17 protein-coding genes are annotated in these 18,249 nt (G+C 43.1%); 15 read left to right on the top strand and 2 right to left on the bottom strand.

Going from position 1 to position 18,249, the window contains the following annotated elements; genetic code table 11:
• Positions 1 to 9 precede the first annotated feature (9 nt).
• From HMPREF9188_RS07190 to whiA, 4 genes are read left to right on the top strand one after another with little or no spacing between them, the layout of a single operon-like run.
• Positions 10 to 390, top strand: a complete 381-nt coding sequence (locus tag HMPREF9188_RS07190; RefSeq protein ID WP_009730413.1) for a RidA family protein — start codon at positions 10 to 12, stop codon at positions 388 to 390.
• Between the two features lie 51 nt (positions 391 to 441).
• Positions 442 to 1,332, top strand: a complete 891-nt coding sequence (gene rapZ / locus HMPREF9188_RS07185) for an RNase adapter RapZ (RefSeq protein ID WP_000163046.1) — start codon at positions 442 to 444, stop codon at positions 1,330 to 1,332.
• Positions 1,329 to 2,306, top strand: a complete 978-nt coding sequence (locus tag HMPREF9188_RS07180; RefSeq protein WP_009730412.1) for a YvcK family protein — start codon at positions 1,329 to 1,331, stop codon at positions 2,304 to 2,306. Before rapZ ends, HMPREF9188_RS07180 begins: the two co-directional genes overlap by 4 nt.
• Positions 2,303 to 3,214 (top strand): DNA-binding protein WhiA, encoded by a 912-nt coding sequence (whiA, locus tag HMPREF9188_RS07175; protein ID WP_009730411.1) that lies wholly within the window; start codon positions 2,303 to 2,305, stop codon positions 3,212 to 3,214. The genes HMPREF9188_RS07180 and whiA overlap by 4 nt, the downstream gene beginning before the upstream one ends.
• Positions 3,215 to 3,246: 32 nt before the next feature.
• On the opposite strand, the gene HMPREF9188_RS07170 is transcribed toward whiA, so the two are convergent.
• Entirely contained in the window at positions 3,247 to 4,215 is a 969-nt protein-coding gene (locus HMPREF9188_RS07170; protein WP_009730410.1) for an NAD(P)/FAD-dependent oxidoreductase, read from the bottom strand.
• 136 nt (positions 4,216 to 4,351) lie between these two features.
• Here HMPREF9188_RS07170 and cdaA point away from each other — a divergent pair, with 136 nt between their 5' ends.
• From cdaA to HMPREF9188_RS07120, 9 genes are all read left to right on the top strand, one after another.
• A complete protein-coding gene (cdaA, locus tag HMPREF9188_RS07160; RefSeq protein WP_001011078.1) occupies positions 4,352 to 5,209 on the top strand; it encodes a diadenylate cyclase CdaA in 858 nt (285 codons plus the stop codon).
• On the top strand, positions 5,196 to 5,978 hold the full coding sequence (locus tag HMPREF9188_RS07155) for a CdaR family protein (RefSeq protein ID WP_001230923.1): 783 nt from the start codon (positions 5,196 to 5,198) through the stop codon (positions 5,976 to 5,978). Before cdaA ends, HMPREF9188_RS07155 begins: the two co-directional genes overlap by 14 nt.
• Positions 5,979 to 6,006: 28 nt before the next feature.
• On the top strand, positions 6,007 to 7,359 hold the full coding sequence (gene glmM / locus HMPREF9188_RS07150) for a phosphoglucosamine mutase (RefSeq protein WP_009730409.1): 1,353 nt from the start codon (positions 6,007 to 6,009) through the stop codon (positions 7,357 to 7,359).
• A gap of 73 nt (positions 7,360 to 7,432) precedes the next feature.
• Entirely contained in the window at positions 7,433 to 7,807 is a 375-nt protein-coding gene (locus HMPREF9188_RS07145) for a DUF1149 family protein (RefSeq protein WP_001050095.1), read from the top strand.
• Positions 7,808 to 7,809: 2 nt separating this feature from the next.
• The gene (locus tag HMPREF9188_RS07140) at positions 7,810 to 8,658 is read left to right on the top strand and encodes a DegV family protein (protein ID WP_009730408.1); all 849 of its coding nucleotides are present in this window, start codon (positions 7,810 to 7,812) and stop codon (positions 8,656 to 8,658) included.
• 376 nt (positions 8,659 to 9,034) lie between these two features.
• Positions 9,035 to 9,802, top strand: coding sequence for a 4-hydroxy-tetrahydrodipicolinate reductase (gene dapB, locus HMPREF9188_RS07135; protein ID WP_009730407.1), 768 nt, complete (start codon positions 9,035 to 9,037; stop codon positions 9,800 to 9,802).
• Positions 9,799 to 10,998, top strand: a complete 1,200-nt coding sequence (locus HMPREF9188_RS07130; protein WP_083888897.1) for a CCA tRNA nucleotidyltransferase — start codon at positions 9,799 to 9,801, stop codon at positions 10,996 to 10,998. The genes dapB and HMPREF9188_RS07130 overlap by 4 nt, the downstream gene beginning before the upstream one ends.
• Positions 10,995 to 12,863 (top strand): ABC-F family ATP-binding cassette domain-containing protein, encoded by a 1,869-nt coding sequence (locus HMPREF9188_RS07125; RefSeq protein ID WP_009730405.1) that lies wholly within the window; start codon positions 10,995 to 10,997, stop codon positions 12,861 to 12,863. Before HMPREF9188_RS07130 ends, HMPREF9188_RS07125 begins: the two co-directional genes overlap by 4 nt.
• Positions 12,863 to 13,477 carry a hypothetical protein gene (locus tag HMPREF9188_RS07120; RefSeq protein ID WP_009730404.1) on the top strand — a complete coding sequence of 205 codons (615 nt, stop codon included), beginning with the start codon at positions 12,863 to 12,865 and terminating at the stop codon, positions 13,475 to 13,477. The genes HMPREF9188_RS07125 and HMPREF9188_RS07120 overlap by 1 nt, the downstream gene beginning before the upstream one ends.
• A gap of 55 nt (positions 13,478 to 13,532) precedes the next feature.
• Here HMPREF9188_RS07120 and HMPREF9188_RS07115 read toward each other — a convergent pair whose 3' ends face one another.
• On the bottom strand, positions 13,533 to 14,726 hold the full coding sequence (locus HMPREF9188_RS07115; protein ID WP_009730403.1) for a cation diffusion facilitator family transporter: 1,194 nt from the start codon (positions 14,724 to 14,726) through the stop codon (positions 13,533 to 13,535).
• 306 nt (positions 14,727 to 15,032) lie between these two features.
• On the opposite strand from HMPREF9188_RS07115, the gene HMPREF9188_RS07110 reads away from it, so the two are divergent.
• A complete protein-coding gene (locus HMPREF9188_RS07110; RefSeq protein WP_009730402.1) occupies positions 15,033 to 17,729 on the top strand; it encodes a cation-translocating P-type ATPase in 2,697 nt (898 codons plus the stop codon).
• A 103-nt stretch (positions 17,730 to 17,832) separates the two neighbouring features.
• Positions 17,833 to 18,243 (top strand): peptide deformylase, encoded by a 411-nt coding sequence (locus HMPREF9188_RS07105; protein WP_009730401.1) that lies wholly within the window; start codon positions 17,833 to 17,835, stop codon positions 18,241 to 18,243.
• The last annotated feature ends 6 nt before the right edge of the window (positions 18,244 to 18,249 follow it).

Genomic DNA, 18,249 nt, shown 5'->3' with positions numbered 1-18,249 from the left:
GGGAAAGAAATGGCAAAAACAATTCATACAAACAAAGCTCCAAAGGCTATCGGACCCTATGTTCAAGGGAAAATCGTTGGCAATCTTTTGTTTGCTAGCGGTCAAGTTCCCCTATCTCCTGAAACTGGAGAAATTGTAGGAGAAACGATCCAAGAACAGACAGAACAAGTTTTGAAAAACATTGCTGCTATTTTGGCTGAAGCAGGAACAGACTTTGACCATGTTGTTAAAACAACTTGCTTCTTGAGCGATATGAATGACTTTGTTCCTTTTAACGAGGTTTACCAGACTGCCTTTAAAGAGGAATTTCCAGCTCGTTCAGCTGTAGAGGTTGCACGTCTTCCTCGTGATGTAAAAGTCGAAATTGAAGTGATCGCAGAGATTGGATAAGCTAGTTGAAGTTTGGCTCTGCCAAACTTTTTTTGATATAAGGAGAGATAGATGACAAAGAAACAACTTCACCTGGTGATTGTGACAGGGATGAGTGGTGCAGGGAAAACGGTAGCCATTCAGTCCTTCGAGGATTTGGGATATTTCACTATTGACAATATGCCACCAGCCCTCTTGCCAAAGTTTTTGCAGTTGGTAGAGACCAAGGATGATGACCACAAACTGGCCTTGGTAGTCGATATGCGGAGCCGTTCCTTCTTTTCAGAGATTCAGGCAGTTTTGGATGAATTGGAAAACCAAGATGATTTGGATTTCAAAATTCTCTTTTTGGATGCAAAAGATAAGGAATTGGTGGCCCGTTACAAGGAAACCAGACGGAGTCACCCTCTAGCAGCGGATGGTCGGATTTTGGACGGCATCAAGCTGGAGCGCGAGCTCTTGGCACCTTTGAAAAACATGAGCCAAAATGTGGTGGATACGACAGAACTTACTCCGCGTGAACTTCGTAAAACCATTGCTGAGCAATTTTCAGACCAAGAACAGGCCCAGTCTTTCCGTATAGAGGTCATGTCTTTTGGATTCAAGTATGGTATCCCGATCGATGCAGATTTGGTCTTTGATGTCCGTTTCTTGCCAAATCCATACTACCTCCCTGAACTTCGCAATCAGACAGGTGAGGATCAAGCAGTTTATGACTATGTGATGAATCATGAAGAGTCTGAAAGTTTTTATCAACACTTACTCGCCTTGATTGAGCCCATTTTGCCAAGTTACAAAAAAGAAGGCAAGTCTGTTTTAACCATTGCAGTAGGATGTACAGGTGGACAGCACCGTAGTGTTGCCTTTGCTAAGCGAATCGCTGAGGACCTTGCTAAAAACTGGCCTGTCAATGAAAGCCATCGTGACAAAGACAGAAGAAAGGAAACGGTAAACCGTTCATGAGAAAACCAAAGATAACGGTAATTGGTGGAGGAACTGGTATCCCCGTCATTTTGAAAAGCTTGCGAGAAAAGGATGTTGATATCGCAGCCATCGTAACGGTAGCTGATGATGGTGGATCTTCTGGTGAACTAAGAAAGAATATCCAACAGCTGACACCACCAGGTGATCTTCGCAATGTTCTGGTAGCCATGTCGGATATGCCTAAATTTTATGAGAAAGTTTTTCAGTACCGCTTCTCAGAAGAGGCTGGAGCTTTTGCGGGTCATCCGCTAGGAAATATTATCATTGCTGGCCTATCTGAAATGCAAGGGTCCACTTATAATGCCATGCAGCTGCTAAGTCTCTTTTTCCACACAACAGGAAAAATCTACCCATCAAGCAATCAGCCTCTGACACTGCATGCAGTCTTTAAAGACGGTTCTGAGGTGGCAGGTGAGAGCCACATTGCAGATCATCCAGGTATGATCGACCATGTCTATGTGACCAATACCTTGGATGATGAAACACCCCAAGCCAGCCGTCGAGTGGTCAATACTATCCTCGAGAGTGATATGATCGTCTTGGGGCCTGGTTCCCTCTTTACATCGATTTTGCCCAATATTGTCATTGAGGAGATTGGGCAGGCTCTCTTGGATACCAAGGCAGAGATAGCCTATGTCTGCAATATCATGACCCAGCGTGGGGAAACAGAGCACTTTTCAGACAGTGACCACGTAGAAGTCCTCCATCGACACTTAGGTCGGCCTTTTATTGATACGGTCTTGGTCAATATCGAAAAGGTACCTAGAGAATACATGGATACCAACCGTTTTGATGAGTATTTGGTTCAGGTAGAGCATGACTTTGCTGGTCTTTGCAAACAGGTTCCTCGTGTGATTTCATCCAACTTCCTTCGTTTGGAAAATGGAGGAGCCTTCCATGATGGCGATTTGATTGTAGATGAATTGATGCGCATCATACAGGTGAGAAAATGAGTTTTACAGTTGCAGTAAAAGAAGAAATTCTTGGTCAACATCATCTCAGTCGTCATGAGCTGTCGGCAATTATCAAGATGTCTGGCAGTATCGGTCTCTCGACTTCAGGCTTGACCTTGTCAGTCGTGACTGAAAATGCCAAGTTGGCTCGTCACCTTTATGAATCCTTTCTCCATTTCTATGATATCAAGTCAGAGATTCGTCACTATCAGAGAAGCAATCTTCGTAAGAATCGTGTCTATACGGTCTATACCGATGAGAGGGTGCAGGAGCTTTTGGCTGATTTGCGACTTGCGGATTCCTTCTTTGGTTTGGAGACAGGCATCGATCCGGATATTTTAGCAGATGAAGAAGCTGGTCGTGCTTACTTATGTGGGGCCTTTCTGGCAAATGGTAGCATCCGAGATCCGGAGTCTGGTAAGTATCAGTTGGAGATTAGTTCCGTTTATCTGGACCATGCCCAAGGATTGGCCTCTCTCCTTCAGCAGTTTTTATTGGACGCCAAGGTTATTGAACGCAAGAAAGGTGCAGTTACCTATCTCCAGCGTGCGGAAGACATCATGGATTTCTTGATCGTGATTGGGGCCATGCAGGCGCGTGATAATTTTGAGCGTGTCAAGATTTTGCGTGAAACTCGTAACGATCTCAATCGAGCCAATAACGCTGAAACAGCCAATATCGCTCGAACGGTTTCTGCTAGTATGAAGACCATTAATAATATCAGTAAAATCAAAGATAGAATGGGTTTGGAAAATTTACCTGTGGATTTGCAAGAGGTGGCTCAGTTGCGAATCCAGCACCCAGATTACTCTATCCAGCAGTTGGCAGATAGCCTGAGCAATCCCCTAACCAAAAGTGGCGTCAATCACAGACTTAGAAAAATAAACAAGATTGCAGATGAACTATAAAACCACGGATTATTCAATTCGTGGTTCTTTTCTTATAAACTTGTTGAGTGTTTTGGTTGCACTTTTTGGTCAGGGTCGATGTAGTTGATGGCATTGTTAACAGCTGTTGGAGCTTCCCCCAGTCCTGTCGCAATCAAATCAATTTTTCCTTCATAGTAACAGCAGTCGCCGATAGCATAGATACCTGCTTGGCTGGATTCTTGCTTGCTGTTGACGATAATCTTGTGACGGTTGAGGTCCAGACCCCAGTTTTTAAGGTTACCGACAGAAGATTTGAAACCATAGTTGACAAAGAGATGGTCTACTTCGATAGTTTCGTTTTCATCTGATTTGACTTTGGTGATTTCTAGTTTATCGAGTGTTTTTCCATCTCCGATAAGTTGGCTAGGAACGAACGGTGTCTTGATGGTTACAGACGATTCTTGTAGAGCTTGCACACTGTGTTCTAAGGCGCGAAAGTTATCTCGACGGTGAACGAGAGTAGTTGGCGCAATTTTTTCAAAAGCTAGAGCCCAGTCCACAGCTGAGTCTCCACCACCAAGGATGGTTACTTTCTTGCCAGCGTATTGTTGGATGTTGGAAACATGGTAGTGGATATTTTCATAGTCCTCAACGTTCTCCAATTCGAGCGGACGTGGTTTGAAGGCGCCACCACCCATAGCAATGATAACGGTTTTAGTCAGGTGACTACCTTTAGAGGTTGTAATGGCAAAGCCTTCTTCTTGTTTTTCAATCTCAAGAACTGTTTCATTAAGATGAATAGGGGTATCAAAGCCGTTTAGCTGTTCAATCAAGCGATTGGTCAATTCTTCCCCGGTTAAGTTTGGAAAACCTGGCACATCAAGGATTTGCTTTTCAGGGTAGAGGATGGCTGGTTGACCACCGAGCTGGGGAAGGGAGTCGATGATTTGGACTTTGGCTTGGCGTAGGTGGGCGTAAAAGGCAGCAAAGAGCCCAACAGGACCGCCACCTACAATGGTAATATCATAAAGTTGAGACATGATTTCTCCTTCGTTTTTTCTAATCAGTTTATTTTATCATATTTTTGCTTAATTTAAAATGAGGTAGGATAGGGAAAAAATGGGCAAAAAATGGTATAATGATGAGTAAAGTGTTTTGACAGGGAGGAGGCCAAGGATGAATTTTCAACAATTATCCAATTTACAATACTGGACGAGTTTGTTTTCAAGTCCTTGGAGTATAGTCACCAATCTGATTGATATTCTCATTGTGACTTATATTTTATATCATTTTACTAAAGCTATTGCAGGCACCAAGATTATGATATTGGTCCGTGGAGTCTTAGTTTTTATTCTAGCCCAGATTCTTTCCAATATGATTGGTTTAACGACTATTTCCTGGTTGATCAATCAGATCATCACCTACGGGGTGATTGCAGCGGTGGTTATCTTTTCACCAGAGATTCGGACTGGTTTGGAGCGATTGGGCCGGGCTACTGATTTCTTCTCCAATGCCCCTATTAGTGCGGAAGAGCAGATGGTCCGTGCATTTGTGAAATCAGTTGAATACATGAGCCCTCGTAAGATTGGGGCGCTTGTAGTGGTTCAGAGAGTGAGAACCTTGCAGGAATATATCTCGACAGGGATTCCTTTAGATGCTAAAATTTCGGCTGAATTGCTTATCAATATTTTTATTCCCAATACTCCCTTGCATGATGGTGCTGTCATTATCAAGGAAGACCGAATTGCTGTAACTTCAGCCTATCTACCCTTGACTGAAGATACCGGGATTTCCAAGGAGTTTGGAACGCGTCACAGGGCGGCGATTGGTTTGTCGGAAGTATCAGATGCTCTTACCTTTGTGGTTTCGGAAGAAACGGGTGGAATCTCCATCACCTATAATGGAGTCTTTAAGCACGATTTGACCTTGGAAGAGTTTGAATCTGAATTGAGAAGAATCTTACTTCCAAAATCAGAGAAAAAGCAAGGTCTGAAAGAGCGCTTGCTAGGAGGATTGAAACATGAGAAAAAATAGTCTATACATCATTTCTTCCTTCTTTTTCGCCTGCATTCTCTTTATCTATGCAACATTGACAAACTATCAGAATAGCAACAGTGCCAGACAGGTGCGGACGGAGACTTATACAAACACAGTTCTTAATGTCCCAATTGATATTCAGTATGACAGTGATCAGTATTTTATCAGTGGTTTTACATCTGAGGTGACGGTCTTTCTAACAGGCTCAAACAGAGTTGCTTTAGCGAGTGAGATGCAGGAAAGTACCCGCAAATTTAAGGTGACGGCTGATCTTTCTGATGCTAGTGTAGGAACCATCGAAGTTCCTCTGACTATTGAAAATTTACCGAGTGGTTTGACGGCTGTTGCGACACCGCAAAAGATAACAGTGAAGGTTGGTAAAAAAGCAAAACGAGACAATGTCATTGTTGTGCCGGAGATTGATCCTAGTCAGATTGATTCTCGCGTGAAAATCGATACAGTTACTGTATCAGATGAAAAAGTAACGGTTATTAGTGATGAGGAAACCCTCTCCAAAGTAGATCGTGTCATTGCCATCTTACCGACGAGTGAACGGATAACTAGAAACTACTCGTCCTCTGTTCCTCTACAAGCAGTCGATAAAAATGGAAATGTCTTACCAAGCGTCATTATGCCGTTTGACACAACTATGAAAATTACAACAAAAACAGCAACGTCTAGTTCAAGTAACTCGTCAACAAGTTCCTCAGAAGGCAGTTCGTCTTCAACGAGTTCAGAAACAAAATCAGATTCGTCTAAACAATAATAAATAATAGAAAAGGATGATAAATAAAATGGGTAAATATTTTGGGACCGATGGAGTCCGTGGAGAAGCAAACGTAGAACTGACACCAGAATTGGCTTTTAAACTAGGCCGTTTTGGTGGATATGTCCTCAGTCAACACGAAACAGAAGCCCCTAAAGTCTTTGTAGGACGTGATACACGTATCTCAGGAGAAATGTTAGAATCAGCCTTGGTGGCAGGTCTTCTCTCTGTAGGGATTCACGTCTACAAACTTGGTGTCCTTGCAACACCAGCAGTAGCTTACTTGGTCAAAACTGAGGGAGCCAGTGCAGGTGTTATGATTTCTGCCAGCCACAACCCAGCCCTCGATAATGGGATTAAGTTCTTTGGTGGGGATGGTTTCAAACTTGATGATGAAAAAGAGGTAGAAATTGAAGCCTTGCTAGATGCTACCGAAGACACTCTTCCTCGTCCAAGTGCCGAAGGCTTGGGAACCTTAGTGGACTATCCAGAAGGTTTGCGTAAGTATGAAGGCTACCTTGTTTCAACTGGAACGCCTCTTGAGGGAATGAAAGTGTCCTTGGACACAGCGAACGGTGCAGCGTCTACAAGTGCTCGCCAGATTTTCGCTGATCTTGGTGCTCAGTTGACAGTTATCGGTGAGACACCAGATGGTCTTAATATCAACTTGAATGTTGGTTCAACTCACCCAGAAGCTCTTCAAGAAGTAGTCAAAGAAAGCCAGTCAGCTATTGGTTTAGCCTTCGACGGAGACAGTGACCGTTTGATTGCTGTTGATGAAAATGGTGACATCGTTGATGGTGATAAGATCATGTACATCATCGGGAAATACCTTTCTGAAAAAGGCCAGTTAGCTCAAAACACCATCGTGACAACGGTTATGTCTAACCTTGGGTTCCATAAGGCCTTGGATCGTGAAGGCATCAATAAGGCAGTCACTGCGGTTGGTGACCGCTATGTCGTCGAAGAAATGAGAAAATCAGGCTATAACCTTGGTGGTGAACAGTCTGGTCACGTTATCTTGATGGATTACAATACGACAGGTGATGGACAGTTAACTGCCGTTCAACTAACAAAAGTTATACGGGAAACCGGTAAAACCTTGTCTCAACTGGCATCAGAAGTAACGATTTACCCACAAAAACTGGTCAATATCCGAGTGGAAAATGCCATGAAAGAAAAAGCCATGGAAGTACCAGCCATCAAGGCAATCATCGAAAAGATGGAAGGAGAAATGGCAGGAAACGGCCGTATCCTTGTTCGCCCAAGTGGTACCGAACCTCTATTGCGAGTTATGGCAGAGGCACCTACAACAGAAGAAGTCAATTACTATGTAGATACGATTGCTACTGTTGTTAAAGATGAGATCGGTATTGACTAAAGCCTAGAAAACTAGATGAAATGATAAAAATGTGGTACAATTGCATAGTAAATTGTAGCAATGGGAGAGAGAAATGAATCTTAAACGAGAACAAGAATTTGTTAGCCAGTATCACTTTGATGCTCGTAACTTTGAATGGGAAAATGAAAATGGGGCTCCTGAAACCAAGGTAGATGTGAATTTCCAGTTGCTCCAATACGACCAAGAAAACCAAGTAACCTCGCTAGTTGTTATCTTGAGCTTTATGATTGTCTTTGACAAATTTGTTATCAGTGGAACGATTTCTCAAGTTAACCATGTGGAAGGTCGTATTGTTAACGAACCAAGTGAATTTAACCAAGAAGAAGTTGAAACCTTGGCACGTCCATGCTTGAACATGCTCAACCGTTTGACGTATGAAGTAACAGAAATCGCCTTGGATCTTCCAGGGATCAATTTGGAGTTTTAGTCATGAAATTAGCTGTCATTACAGATTCTTCAGCCTATTTAGAGGAGAAGACGCTGCAAAGAGAGAATCTATTTATCTTGGATATTCCTGTCAATATTGATGGGGAAGAGTATGTTGAAGGTGTCAATCTGACTGCTGAGGAATTTTATCAAAAAATGGCTCAGTCTGTAGAATTGCCTAAAACTAGTCAACCAAGTATTGCCAAATTGGATGAGATTCTTAGTTCTTTGAAAGACGAGGGTTATACCCATGTCTTGGGACTCTTTCTTTCGTCAGGAATTTCAGGTTTTTATCAGAACATCCAATACATGTTGGATGAGTATGATGGCTTGACCATTGCCTTTCCAGATACCCATATCACAAGTTCCCCTCTAGGATTTATGGTAGAGAGTGCCTTTGAATGGGCAGAACAAGGCGATGATTTTGCCCAGATTCAGGAGAAGTTGGGGATTCAAATTGCTGATAATTCAGCCTTTATCATAGTAGATGACCTCGACCACTTGGTTAAGGGAGGACGTTTGTCAAATGGGGCAGCCGTCTTAGGGAATCTCCTCAGTATCAAGCCTATTCTTTACTTCAATGACCAAGGTGTGATTGAAGTTTACGAAAAAGTTCGTACAGAAAAGAAAGCAATTAAACGTTTGGTGGAAATCATCAAGGAGTTGACAAAAGATGGGAACTACCGTATAACAGTCATCCATGGCAATGCTCCTCAAAAGGCAGCGGACTTACGTCAGCTTTTGATGGAGAGTGGTGTGACTGCTGAGATTCCAATTGTAACCTTTGGTAGTGTCATTGGGACCCACCTTGGAGAAGGTAGTATCGCTTTAAGCTATACGCCAGTCGTCTAGATTGTTCTTACAAGCTTTGTATCTTAGAAATTGAACACGGACTATCTGCCTCTTGAAAAAAGATGCCTGTCTTGCCTTTCATGGAAAGTCAGTGCCATTCTCTATTTTTCATGGGCAGCTAAGGTCCTTTGTATCTTAGCAATTGAACACGCATGGAACCCTGTGTGAAAAAGATAGTTCTTCCAAGGAGTAGACACTCCTTGATCAGAACTCCTATTTTCACTTTGTGTTCTTACAGGCTTTGTATCTTAGAAATTGAACACGGACTATCTGCCTCTTGAAAAAAGATGCCTGTCTTGCCTTTCGTGGAAAGTCAGCGCCATTCCCTATTTTTCATGGGCAGCTAACGTCCTTTGTATCTTGAATAGGAGTAGAGATGAGTATTCGAGTGATTATTGCTGGGTTTAAGGGAAAGATGGGCCAGGCCGCTTGTCAGATGGTCTTGGCTGATCCTGACTTGGACTTGGTGGCAGTGTTGGATCCTTTTGAGTCTGAATCAGAATGGCAGGGGGTTCCTGTATTCAATGATAAGGCTGACTTGGCTGGTTTTGAAGCGGATGTCTGGGTGGATTTCACCACACCAGCTGTTGCCTACGAAAATACACGCTTTGCTCTTGAAAATGGCTTTGCCCCAGTCGTAGGAACAACAGGATTCACTAGTGAAGAAATTGCAGAACTCAAAGCATTTTCCCGTGAACAAGATTTGGGTGGCTTGATTGCCCCTAACTTTGCCTTGGGAGCTGTCTTGCTGATGCAATTTGCGGCGCAGGCTGCCAAATATTTCCCAAATGTAGAGATTATCGAGCTCCATCATGACAAGAAAAAAGATGCTCCGAGTGGAACAGCTATTAAAACTGCCGAGTTAATGGCGGAAGTTCGAGAGTCTATTCAGCAAGGTGCGCCTGATGAGGAAGAATTGATTGCAGGTTCTCGTGGTGCTAACTTTGATGGCATGCGCATCCACTCAGTCCGTCTACCAGGCTTGGTAGCCCATCAGGAAGTCATCTTTGGCAATCAGGGGGAAGGATTGACCCTTCGTCATGACTCCTATGATCGCAGCTCCTTCATGACAGGGGTGAATTTGGGAATCAAAGAAGTTGTCAAGCGTCATGAGCTTGTCTATGGATTAGAACACTTATTATGAGATTAACGCAAATGCCTTCTGAATTTCAGAAGGCTTTACCAGTATTAGAAAAAATTAAAGAAGCAGGCTTTGAGGCCTATTTTGTTGGGGGCTCTGTTCGAGATGCCCTCCTCAATCGTCCCATCCACGATGTGGATATCGCGACGTCTTCTTATCCAGAAGAAACCAAGCAGATTTTCCCTCGCACAGCTGACATCGGAATCGAGCACGGAACCGTCTTGGTCCTAGATGGGGACGAGGAGTATGAGGTAACAACCTTTCGAACAGAGGATGTCTATGTGGACTATCGTAGACCCAGTGCGGTTTCCTTTGTGCGTTCGCTAGAGGAAGACCTCAAGCGTCGTGATTTTACAGTCAATGCTTTTGCCCTGGATGAAACAGGCGAAATCATTGATTTGTTCAATGGTTTAGAAGATTTGAAAAACCAAGTCTTGCGAGCAGTTGGAGTGGCTAGTGAACGTTTCAACGAAGATGCTTTGCGTATTATGCGTGGTTTTCGTTTTCAGGCCAGTCTCGGTTTTAAACTTGAGTCAGAAACTTTTGTGGCGATGAAGACCTTGACGCCACTCTTGGAGAAAATTTCTGTAGAGCGCACCTTCGTTGAGTTTGATAAACTCTTGCTGGCACCTTTTTGGCGAGTTGGTCTGTCTTCCATGATTGAGAGTCGAGCTTATGACTATCTTCCAGACATGGCAGGAAGCCAGGACAAGCTCAACAGACTGTTTGTTTTGGAGACTGATTTCACTTTTGAATCTTCTGAACAAGCCTGGGCGGCCCTCTTGTGGGCTTTGGAGATTAAAGATGCACAGCCATTTTTGAAAGCTTGGAAAACCTCACGCCAGTTTGCCAAGCAAGTACAGGATTTGCTGACTATTTTGGCTTTGCGAGAAGAAGGAGAGCTGAGCAAGCGCGATTGTTACCGCTTTGACTTGGATTCCCTTCTACAAGCTGAAAGTCTTCGTCAGGCTCAAGGGAAAGAAGTCAACCCACAAGCCATCACAGAAACTTACCAGAGTTTGACCATTCATGATAAGAAAGAAATCCAGATTAACGGAGGAGTTCTGATTAAGGAATATGGTTACCAGCCAGGACCAGACTTGGGAGAGATTTTAACAGAGATTGAGTTTGCCATTGTCGATGGAGAGTTGGAAAATGATCGTCAAGCAATCCATGCTTACCTGAGGGAGAAAAAATGAGTGATTTTATCGTTGAAAAACTAAGCAAATCCGTCGGAGACAAGACCGTTTTTAAGGATATTTCCTTTATCATCCATGACTTGGATAGAATTGGTCTGATTGGTGTTAATGGAACGGGTAAGACAACCCTTTTGGACGTCCTTTCTGGCACTTCTGGCTTTGATGGGGACGTCAGCCCCTTTTCAGCTAAGAATGATTATCAGATTGGCTACTTGACTCAAAATCCAGATTTTGATGATAGCAAGACGGTCTTGGATACGGTTCTTTCCAGCGACCTCAAGGAAATCCAGCTCATTCGTGAGTATGAGTTGATCATGCTCAACTACAGTGAGGACAAGCAGGCTCGTTTGGAACGTGTCATGGCGGAAATGGACTCTCTCCAAGCTTGGGAAATTGAAAGTCAGGTCAAGACGGTTCTCAGCAAGTTGGGTATTCAGGACTTGTCGACTCCAGTTGGTGAATTGTCAGGTGGTCTGAGAAGACGGGTTCAGTTGGCGCAAGTTCTCCTAGGAAACCACGATCTCTTGCTACTGGATGAGCCGACCAACCACCTGGACATTGCGACCATTGAGTGGCTGACTCTCTTTTTGAAAAATTCTAAGAAAACCGTCCTTTTTATCACCCACGATCGCTATTTCTTAGACGCTTTGTCAACACGGATTTTCGAGTTGGACCGAGCAGGCTTGACCGAGTATCAGGGAAATTATCAGGACTATGTTCGCCTCAAGGCAGAACAAGATGAGCGTGAAGCGACACTTCTCCATAAAAAGGAACAACTTTATAAGCAAGAATTGGCCTGGATGCGCAGACAACCGCAGGCGCGTGCGACCAAGCAACAGGCTCGTATCAATCGTTTCCATGACCTGAAAAAGGAAGTTTCAGGTGGCGTTGCTGAGACAGACTTGAGCATGAATTTTGAGACCACTCGGATTGGGAAGAAAGTCATCGAGTTTCAAGATGTTTCCTTTGCTTATGAGAATAAGCCGATTTTACAAAATTTTAATCTCTTGGTGCAGGCCAAAGACCGCATTGGAATCGTTGGGGACAATGGTGTCGGGAAGTCAACTCTTCTTAATCTCATTGCAGGAAGTCTGAAATCAACTCAAGGCCAAGTTATCATCGGTGAGACGGTTCGCATCGCCTATTTCTCTCAACAAATTGAGGGCTTGGATGAAAGCAAGCGAGTTATCAATTACTTGCAGGAAGTGGCAGAAGAGGTTAAGATCAGTGGTGGTTCTACGACTTCCATCGCTGAGTTGCTGGAGCAGTTCCTCTTCCCACGTTCGACGCATGGAACCTTGATTGAGAAGTTGTCAGGCGGCGAGAAAAAACGCCTTTATCTTCTCAAATTGCTCTTGGAAAAACCCAATGTTCTTCTTTTGGACGAACCGACAAATGACCTAGATATTGCGACCTTGACAGTTTTGGAGAATTTCTTGCAAGGTTTTGCTGGGCCTGTCTTGACAGTTAGCCACGACCGTTATTTCTTGGATAAGGTAGCGACCAAGATTCTCGCTTTTGAGGATGGCAAGATTCGTCCTTTCTTTGGTCATTACACCGACTATCTTGATGAAAAAACCTTTGAAACTGATATGGCCAATCAAGTGCAAAAGGCCGAAAAGGAGAAAGTGGTCAAGGTTCGAGAAGACAAGAAACGCATGACCTACCAAGAAAAGCAGGAGTGGGCAAGCATTGAAGGCGATATTGAAGCCTTAGAAAATCGTATCGCTGCTATTGAAGAGGAGATGCAGGCAAATGGCTCTGACTTTGGTAAACTAGCGACTCTTCAAAAAGAGCTAGACGAGAAAAACGAAGAACTTCTTGAAAAATACGAACGCTATGAATATTTAAGTGAATTGGTATAATGGAAGAAGTAATCATAAAATGGAGCAGCAAGAAAGTCATCTGGACTATTCTTCTCTGTTTGGTCGAGTTAGTGTTTTTTACTTATATACTATCTTTTTTGCTGATTTATCCCGAAGAAGATTCAATGGGAATCATAGTATTAATTGCTTTTGTTGGATTCCTACTCATTATTGTTGGTTGGCTCTTGTATGAACGGATGCAGATTCTTCTATCAGGCAAAGAGTATTTAAAATTTACGACTCAAGGTTTTTTCTATAAGCCACATCCAAAGAAAGACTGGCAGTTTTATTCCTGGAGGCAAGTAGAAACATTTTCTCTTATGAGAATCAAGGGTGGTAGAAGTTCGAGGGATTTTTACCAGATTGAAGTTTGTTTTTTTGACAAAGACCTTGTAAAAACGAAATCTCTATGGAATCGACTGCGAAGTAAATTTTCAAGTGCTAAACCTGCTGTCGACTTGATAATTCCGATTCATTTACTGGATGTTGACTTTCCTAGAAGAGTCTTTGAAACCATGTCCTACTTTGAGCGAGAATGGCGCATCAAGCAAAATCGCCAAGCAAGAAAAGAGGCAAAACAAGCTTTGAAAAGCAAATCTTCCAAACCGTCATAGTCTGTCTTTGCTTAAAGTAGAATAATCAAACAGTGACCCTATCCATTGGATAGGGTCACTGTTTGTCTTCTTTTTTGGTTTCTTGATGAAAGACATTTTGCCAAGTCTCATGGCGACGCCAGATACTGGTGTGGATGATTCCGTCCATCTCATAGCATATGAGTTTGGTTTTCTGACTAATGGAGGTAATATGAATGTCCTTAATTGCAGCTTTAAGTTCTTTTTCAGCCTTATAGGCCTCTTTATCCATCTGCTCGCCATCTTGACGGATATAGAGAAAGTCCTCAGCAAGGAGTTCTTCTAGCTGATTTCCCTGGTCAATCAATTGCTCACGCATGAGTAGTTTTTTATAGACATTGTCTAAAATTTCGTCCTCAGGTATAGGAGCAGGTTCGATATGAACATCTGTATCAAAGACTCCAAAACGCTCTTCCAGCATAGACTCGACCTGGTCTGCAATTTCGTGACTTTCATAGACTGATAAATCAGGATTCATCTCCAGCGTGATATCAAGGTAGATATTGCTACCATAGGTACGCCCTCTTTGGGACTTGACCTTACTAATCTTTGGAATCTCCATAATGGCCTTTTGATAATCTTCCAGTAGTCGGTCATCAAAACCATCTGAAAGACTGAAGGAAGACTCGATAAAGATATCATAGGCTGTCTTTAAGATAAAGAAAGTGATGATGATAGCAACCAGTTTATCCACAATTGGATAGTTGAAGCTGCTGGCTAGGATGGCAATGGAAGTCCCAAGTGAGGTGACAGCATCGGAAAGATTGTCCTTGGCAGCAGCCTTGAGAGCCTTGGATTTGGATTTCTTACTGAGGCGAGTATTATAGAGATAAACGAAAAACATGATTGCTGCAGAGAAGACACCTAGAATCGCTCCCAGAGGATCGATGGGTGTTTGTTCTCGACTGAGAATCTTTTGAATGGTATCCCGGAGCACGTCAAAACCAACGTAGAACATGATGATGGAAGTGTTCAAGCTAGCCAAATCTTCAATCTTCCAGTGGCCAAAACGGTGATCACGGTCTGCAGGCTGGCGTGCCATCCGAATCCCGATTAAGAGGGCCACATTTGCAATGATATCTGACACGTTGTTGAAACCATCCGCTACCAAACTGGAAGAATGAAGGAGGTGGCCAGTTGCTAATTTTGCCGCAGACAAGATTAGATAGGTCGAAATACTGATAATGGCACCACGTTCCGCTAACTTAAGATTTGACATGGATTGGTTCATTGGGCTTCCTTTCTAGTCGTATAGTATTCTACCATTATACTGGTTTTCATGGGAAAATTCAAATTTAGTCTTGTTCCATCGGATTTTAATTCTTGAAAATTGTTCAAATTTTGATATAATAGTACTACTCAAGGGAGTAGCTGGCAGAAACCTGTGATAGTGTCGTCATTCCGAATTGTATACTGCAAAGTATGCTTTCCGGCGCTATCTTAAACAGCGAGACTTGTTATGATTAACAAGTCTCTTTTTGTTTGTCATAAAACCAAAAGAGAGCTTGTTTTACACACAAAGTCAAGGAGGAGACGCATGTCAAAAGAACAAAAACGCCAAGCGTTTTATACTCAAAGTCCTGAAGAGGTCTTGAAGTCAGTTGAAGCAACTGAGCAAGGCCTTTCGTCAAGCGAAGCGCAAAAACGCCAAGCTGAATATGGACGCAATGAACTGGAAGAGGGTGAGAAAAAATCTCTCTTGGTTAAATTCATTGAACAGTTTAAGGATTTGATGATTATCATCCTAATTGCTGCAGCTATCTTATCAGTCATAACATCTGGTGGTGAAGATATCGCAGATGCCATCATTATCCTAGCCGTGGTTATCATCAACGCTGCCTTTGGTGTTTACCAAGAAGGAAAAGCAGAAGAAGCCATCGAGGCCCTCAAGTCTATGTCCAGTCCAGCTGCTCGCGTTATTCGTGATGGGCACATGGCAGAGATTGATTCCAAAGAATTGGTGCCAGGAGATATCGTTGCCCTTGAAGCTGGCGATGTAGTACCAGCAGACCTACGTTTGCTAGAAGCTAATTCTCTTAAAATCGAAGAAGCAGCTCTAACAGGTGAGTCTGTGCCAGTTGAAAAAGATTTGACCGTAGAACTCGCTGCAGATGCTGGTATTGGTGACCGTGTCAATATGGCCTTCCAAAACTCGAACGTAACTTATGGACGTGGTTTTGGTGTTGTTGTCAATACAGGTATGTACACTGAAGTTGGTCATATCGCTGGCATGCTCCAAGATGCGGATGAGACGGATACACCACTCAAACAAAACTTGAATAATCTTTCTAAGGTTTTGACCTATGCTATTTTGGTCATTGCTCTTGTTACTTTTGTAGTTGGTGTCTTTATCCAAGGAAAAGATCCACTCGGTGAGTTGATGACGTCTGTTGCTCTTGCCGTTGCAGCTATTCCAGAAGGGCTTCCTGCTATCGTAACGATCGTTCTTGCCCTTGGTACACAGGTTTTGGCAAAGCGTAATTCCATCGTTCGTCAGTTACCAGCAGTAGAGACACTTGGTTCAACAGAAATCATCGCTTCTGATAAGACTGGTACGCTTACTATGAACAAGATGACAGTCGAAAAAGTCTTCTACGATGCAGTCCTACATGACTCTGCTGATGATATTGAACTTGGCTTGGACATGCCACTACTTCGTTCAGTTGTCTTGGCTAATGATACTAAGATTGATGCAGAAGGAAACCTGATCGGGGATCCAACGGAAACAGCCTTCATCCAGTATGCCTTGGATAAGGGCTATGATGTTAAAGGATTTTTAGAGCAATATCCTCGTGTGGCTGAGTTGCCATTTGACTCAGATCGTAAACTCATGTCAACGGTTCATCCATTGCCAGATGGTAAATTCCTCGTAGCAGTCAAAGGGGCTCCAGATCAACTTTTGAAACGTTGTGTTGCTCGTGACAAGGCTGGAGATATTGCTCCGATTGATGAGAAAGTCACTGAATTAATCCATACAAACAACTCTGACATGGCTCACCAAGCTTTGCGTGTCCTTGCAGGTGCTTATAAGATTGTAGACAGCATTCCAGAAAACCTCATTTCTGAAGAGCTTGAAAACAACTTGATCTTTACTGGTTTGATTGGGATGATTGACCCTGAACGTGCCGAAGCAGAAGAAGCCGTTCGTGTGGCTAAAGAAGCGGGAATCCGTCCAATCATGATTACGGGTGACCACCAAGACACAGCAGAAGCCATTGCCAAACGTTTGGGAATCATCGATGGAAATGACTCAGAAGACCATGTCTTGACTGGTGCGGAATTGAACGAACTTTCAGATGAAGAATTTGAAAAAGTAGTTGGTCAATACTCTGTTTACGCGCGTGTATCTCCAGAACACAAGGTTCGTATCGTGAAAGCTTGGCAAAATCAAGGTAAGGTCGTTGCCATGACAGGTGATGGTGTTAATGATGCGCCAGCTCTGAAAACAGCTGATATCGGTATCGGTATGGGAATAACTGGTACAGAGGTTTCTAAGGGGGCTTCTGATATGATTCTTGCGGATGACAACTTTGCGACCATTATCGTCGCAGTTGAAGAAGGACGTAAGGTCTTCTCAAACATTCAAAAGACTATTCAGTATCTTCTTTCTGCCAATACGGCTGAAGTATTAACCATCTTCCTGTCAACCTTGTTTGGTTGGGATGTCTTACAGCCAGTTCATCTCTTGTGGATTAACTTGGTAACGGATACCTTCCCAGCTATTGCTCTCGGTGTTGAGCCAGCTGAGCCAGGTGTTATGACCCACAAACCACGTGGACGCAAGTCAAGCTTCTTCTCAGGTGGGGTCATGAGTTCCATTATCTATCAAGGTCTCCTTCAAGGCGCCCTTGTTCTGTCCGTTTATGGTCTTGCCCTTCTTTACCCAGTTCATGTGGGTGACAATCAAGCTATCCACGCTGATGCTCTTACTATGGCCTTTGCAACACTTGGTTTGATCCAGCTCTTCCATGCCTACAATGTAAAATCTGTTTACCAGTCTATTTTGACTGTTGGTCCATTTAAATCTAAAACTTTCAACTGGTCAATCTTGGTTTCATTTATTTTACTAGCATCAACTATTGTCATCGACCCATTAGAAAGCATCTTCCACGTAACCAAACTAGACTTATCACAATGGGGAATCGTTATGGGCGGAAGCTTCTCAATGATACTCATTGTCGAAATCGTTAAGTTTGTTCAACGCAAGCTTGGTTTTGATAAGAACGCGATTTAAAAAGAAAGTCATCTTCGGATGGCTTTTTTTGCATTTGAGGAGAATAGTTAGGAGTTATCCACTTTTATGCTATAATAAAGTAAAATGGCAAGGAGCGAAAGAAGTGGAAAAGAAAATTGTCCGAGATGTCTTATTCCTGTCGCAAGTTTCGAAAGCTGCAAGTCAGGAAGACCTTTATCTGGCTAGGGATTTACAGGATACCCTGCTAGCCAATCGCGAGACCTGTGTTGGTCTGGCGGCAAATATGATTGGGGTGCAGAAGCGGGTGATTATCTTTAATCTTGGCTTGGTTCCCATAGTCATGTTTAACCCTATTCTCCTTTCCTACAAAGGGCCTTACGAGACAGAGGAAGGTTGTTTGTCCTTGACTGGGGTACGGCCAACGACTCGCTATGAAACGATTACGGTTTCCTATCGCGATAGCAAGTGGCAGGAACAGACCATTACGTTAACAGGCTTTCCAGTTCAGATCTGCCAACATGAACTGGATCATTTGGAAGGACGAATCATTTAGGAGGAA

Source organism: Streptococcus sp. F0441, from assembly GCF_000314775.2.
In the GTDB taxonomy this organism is placed as follows: Bacteria; Bacillota; Bacilli; order Lactobacillales; family Streptococcaceae; genus Streptococcus.
Note: the sequence above shows the minus strand (reverse complement) of the source record. Positions and strands in the feature narration are given on the sequence as shown.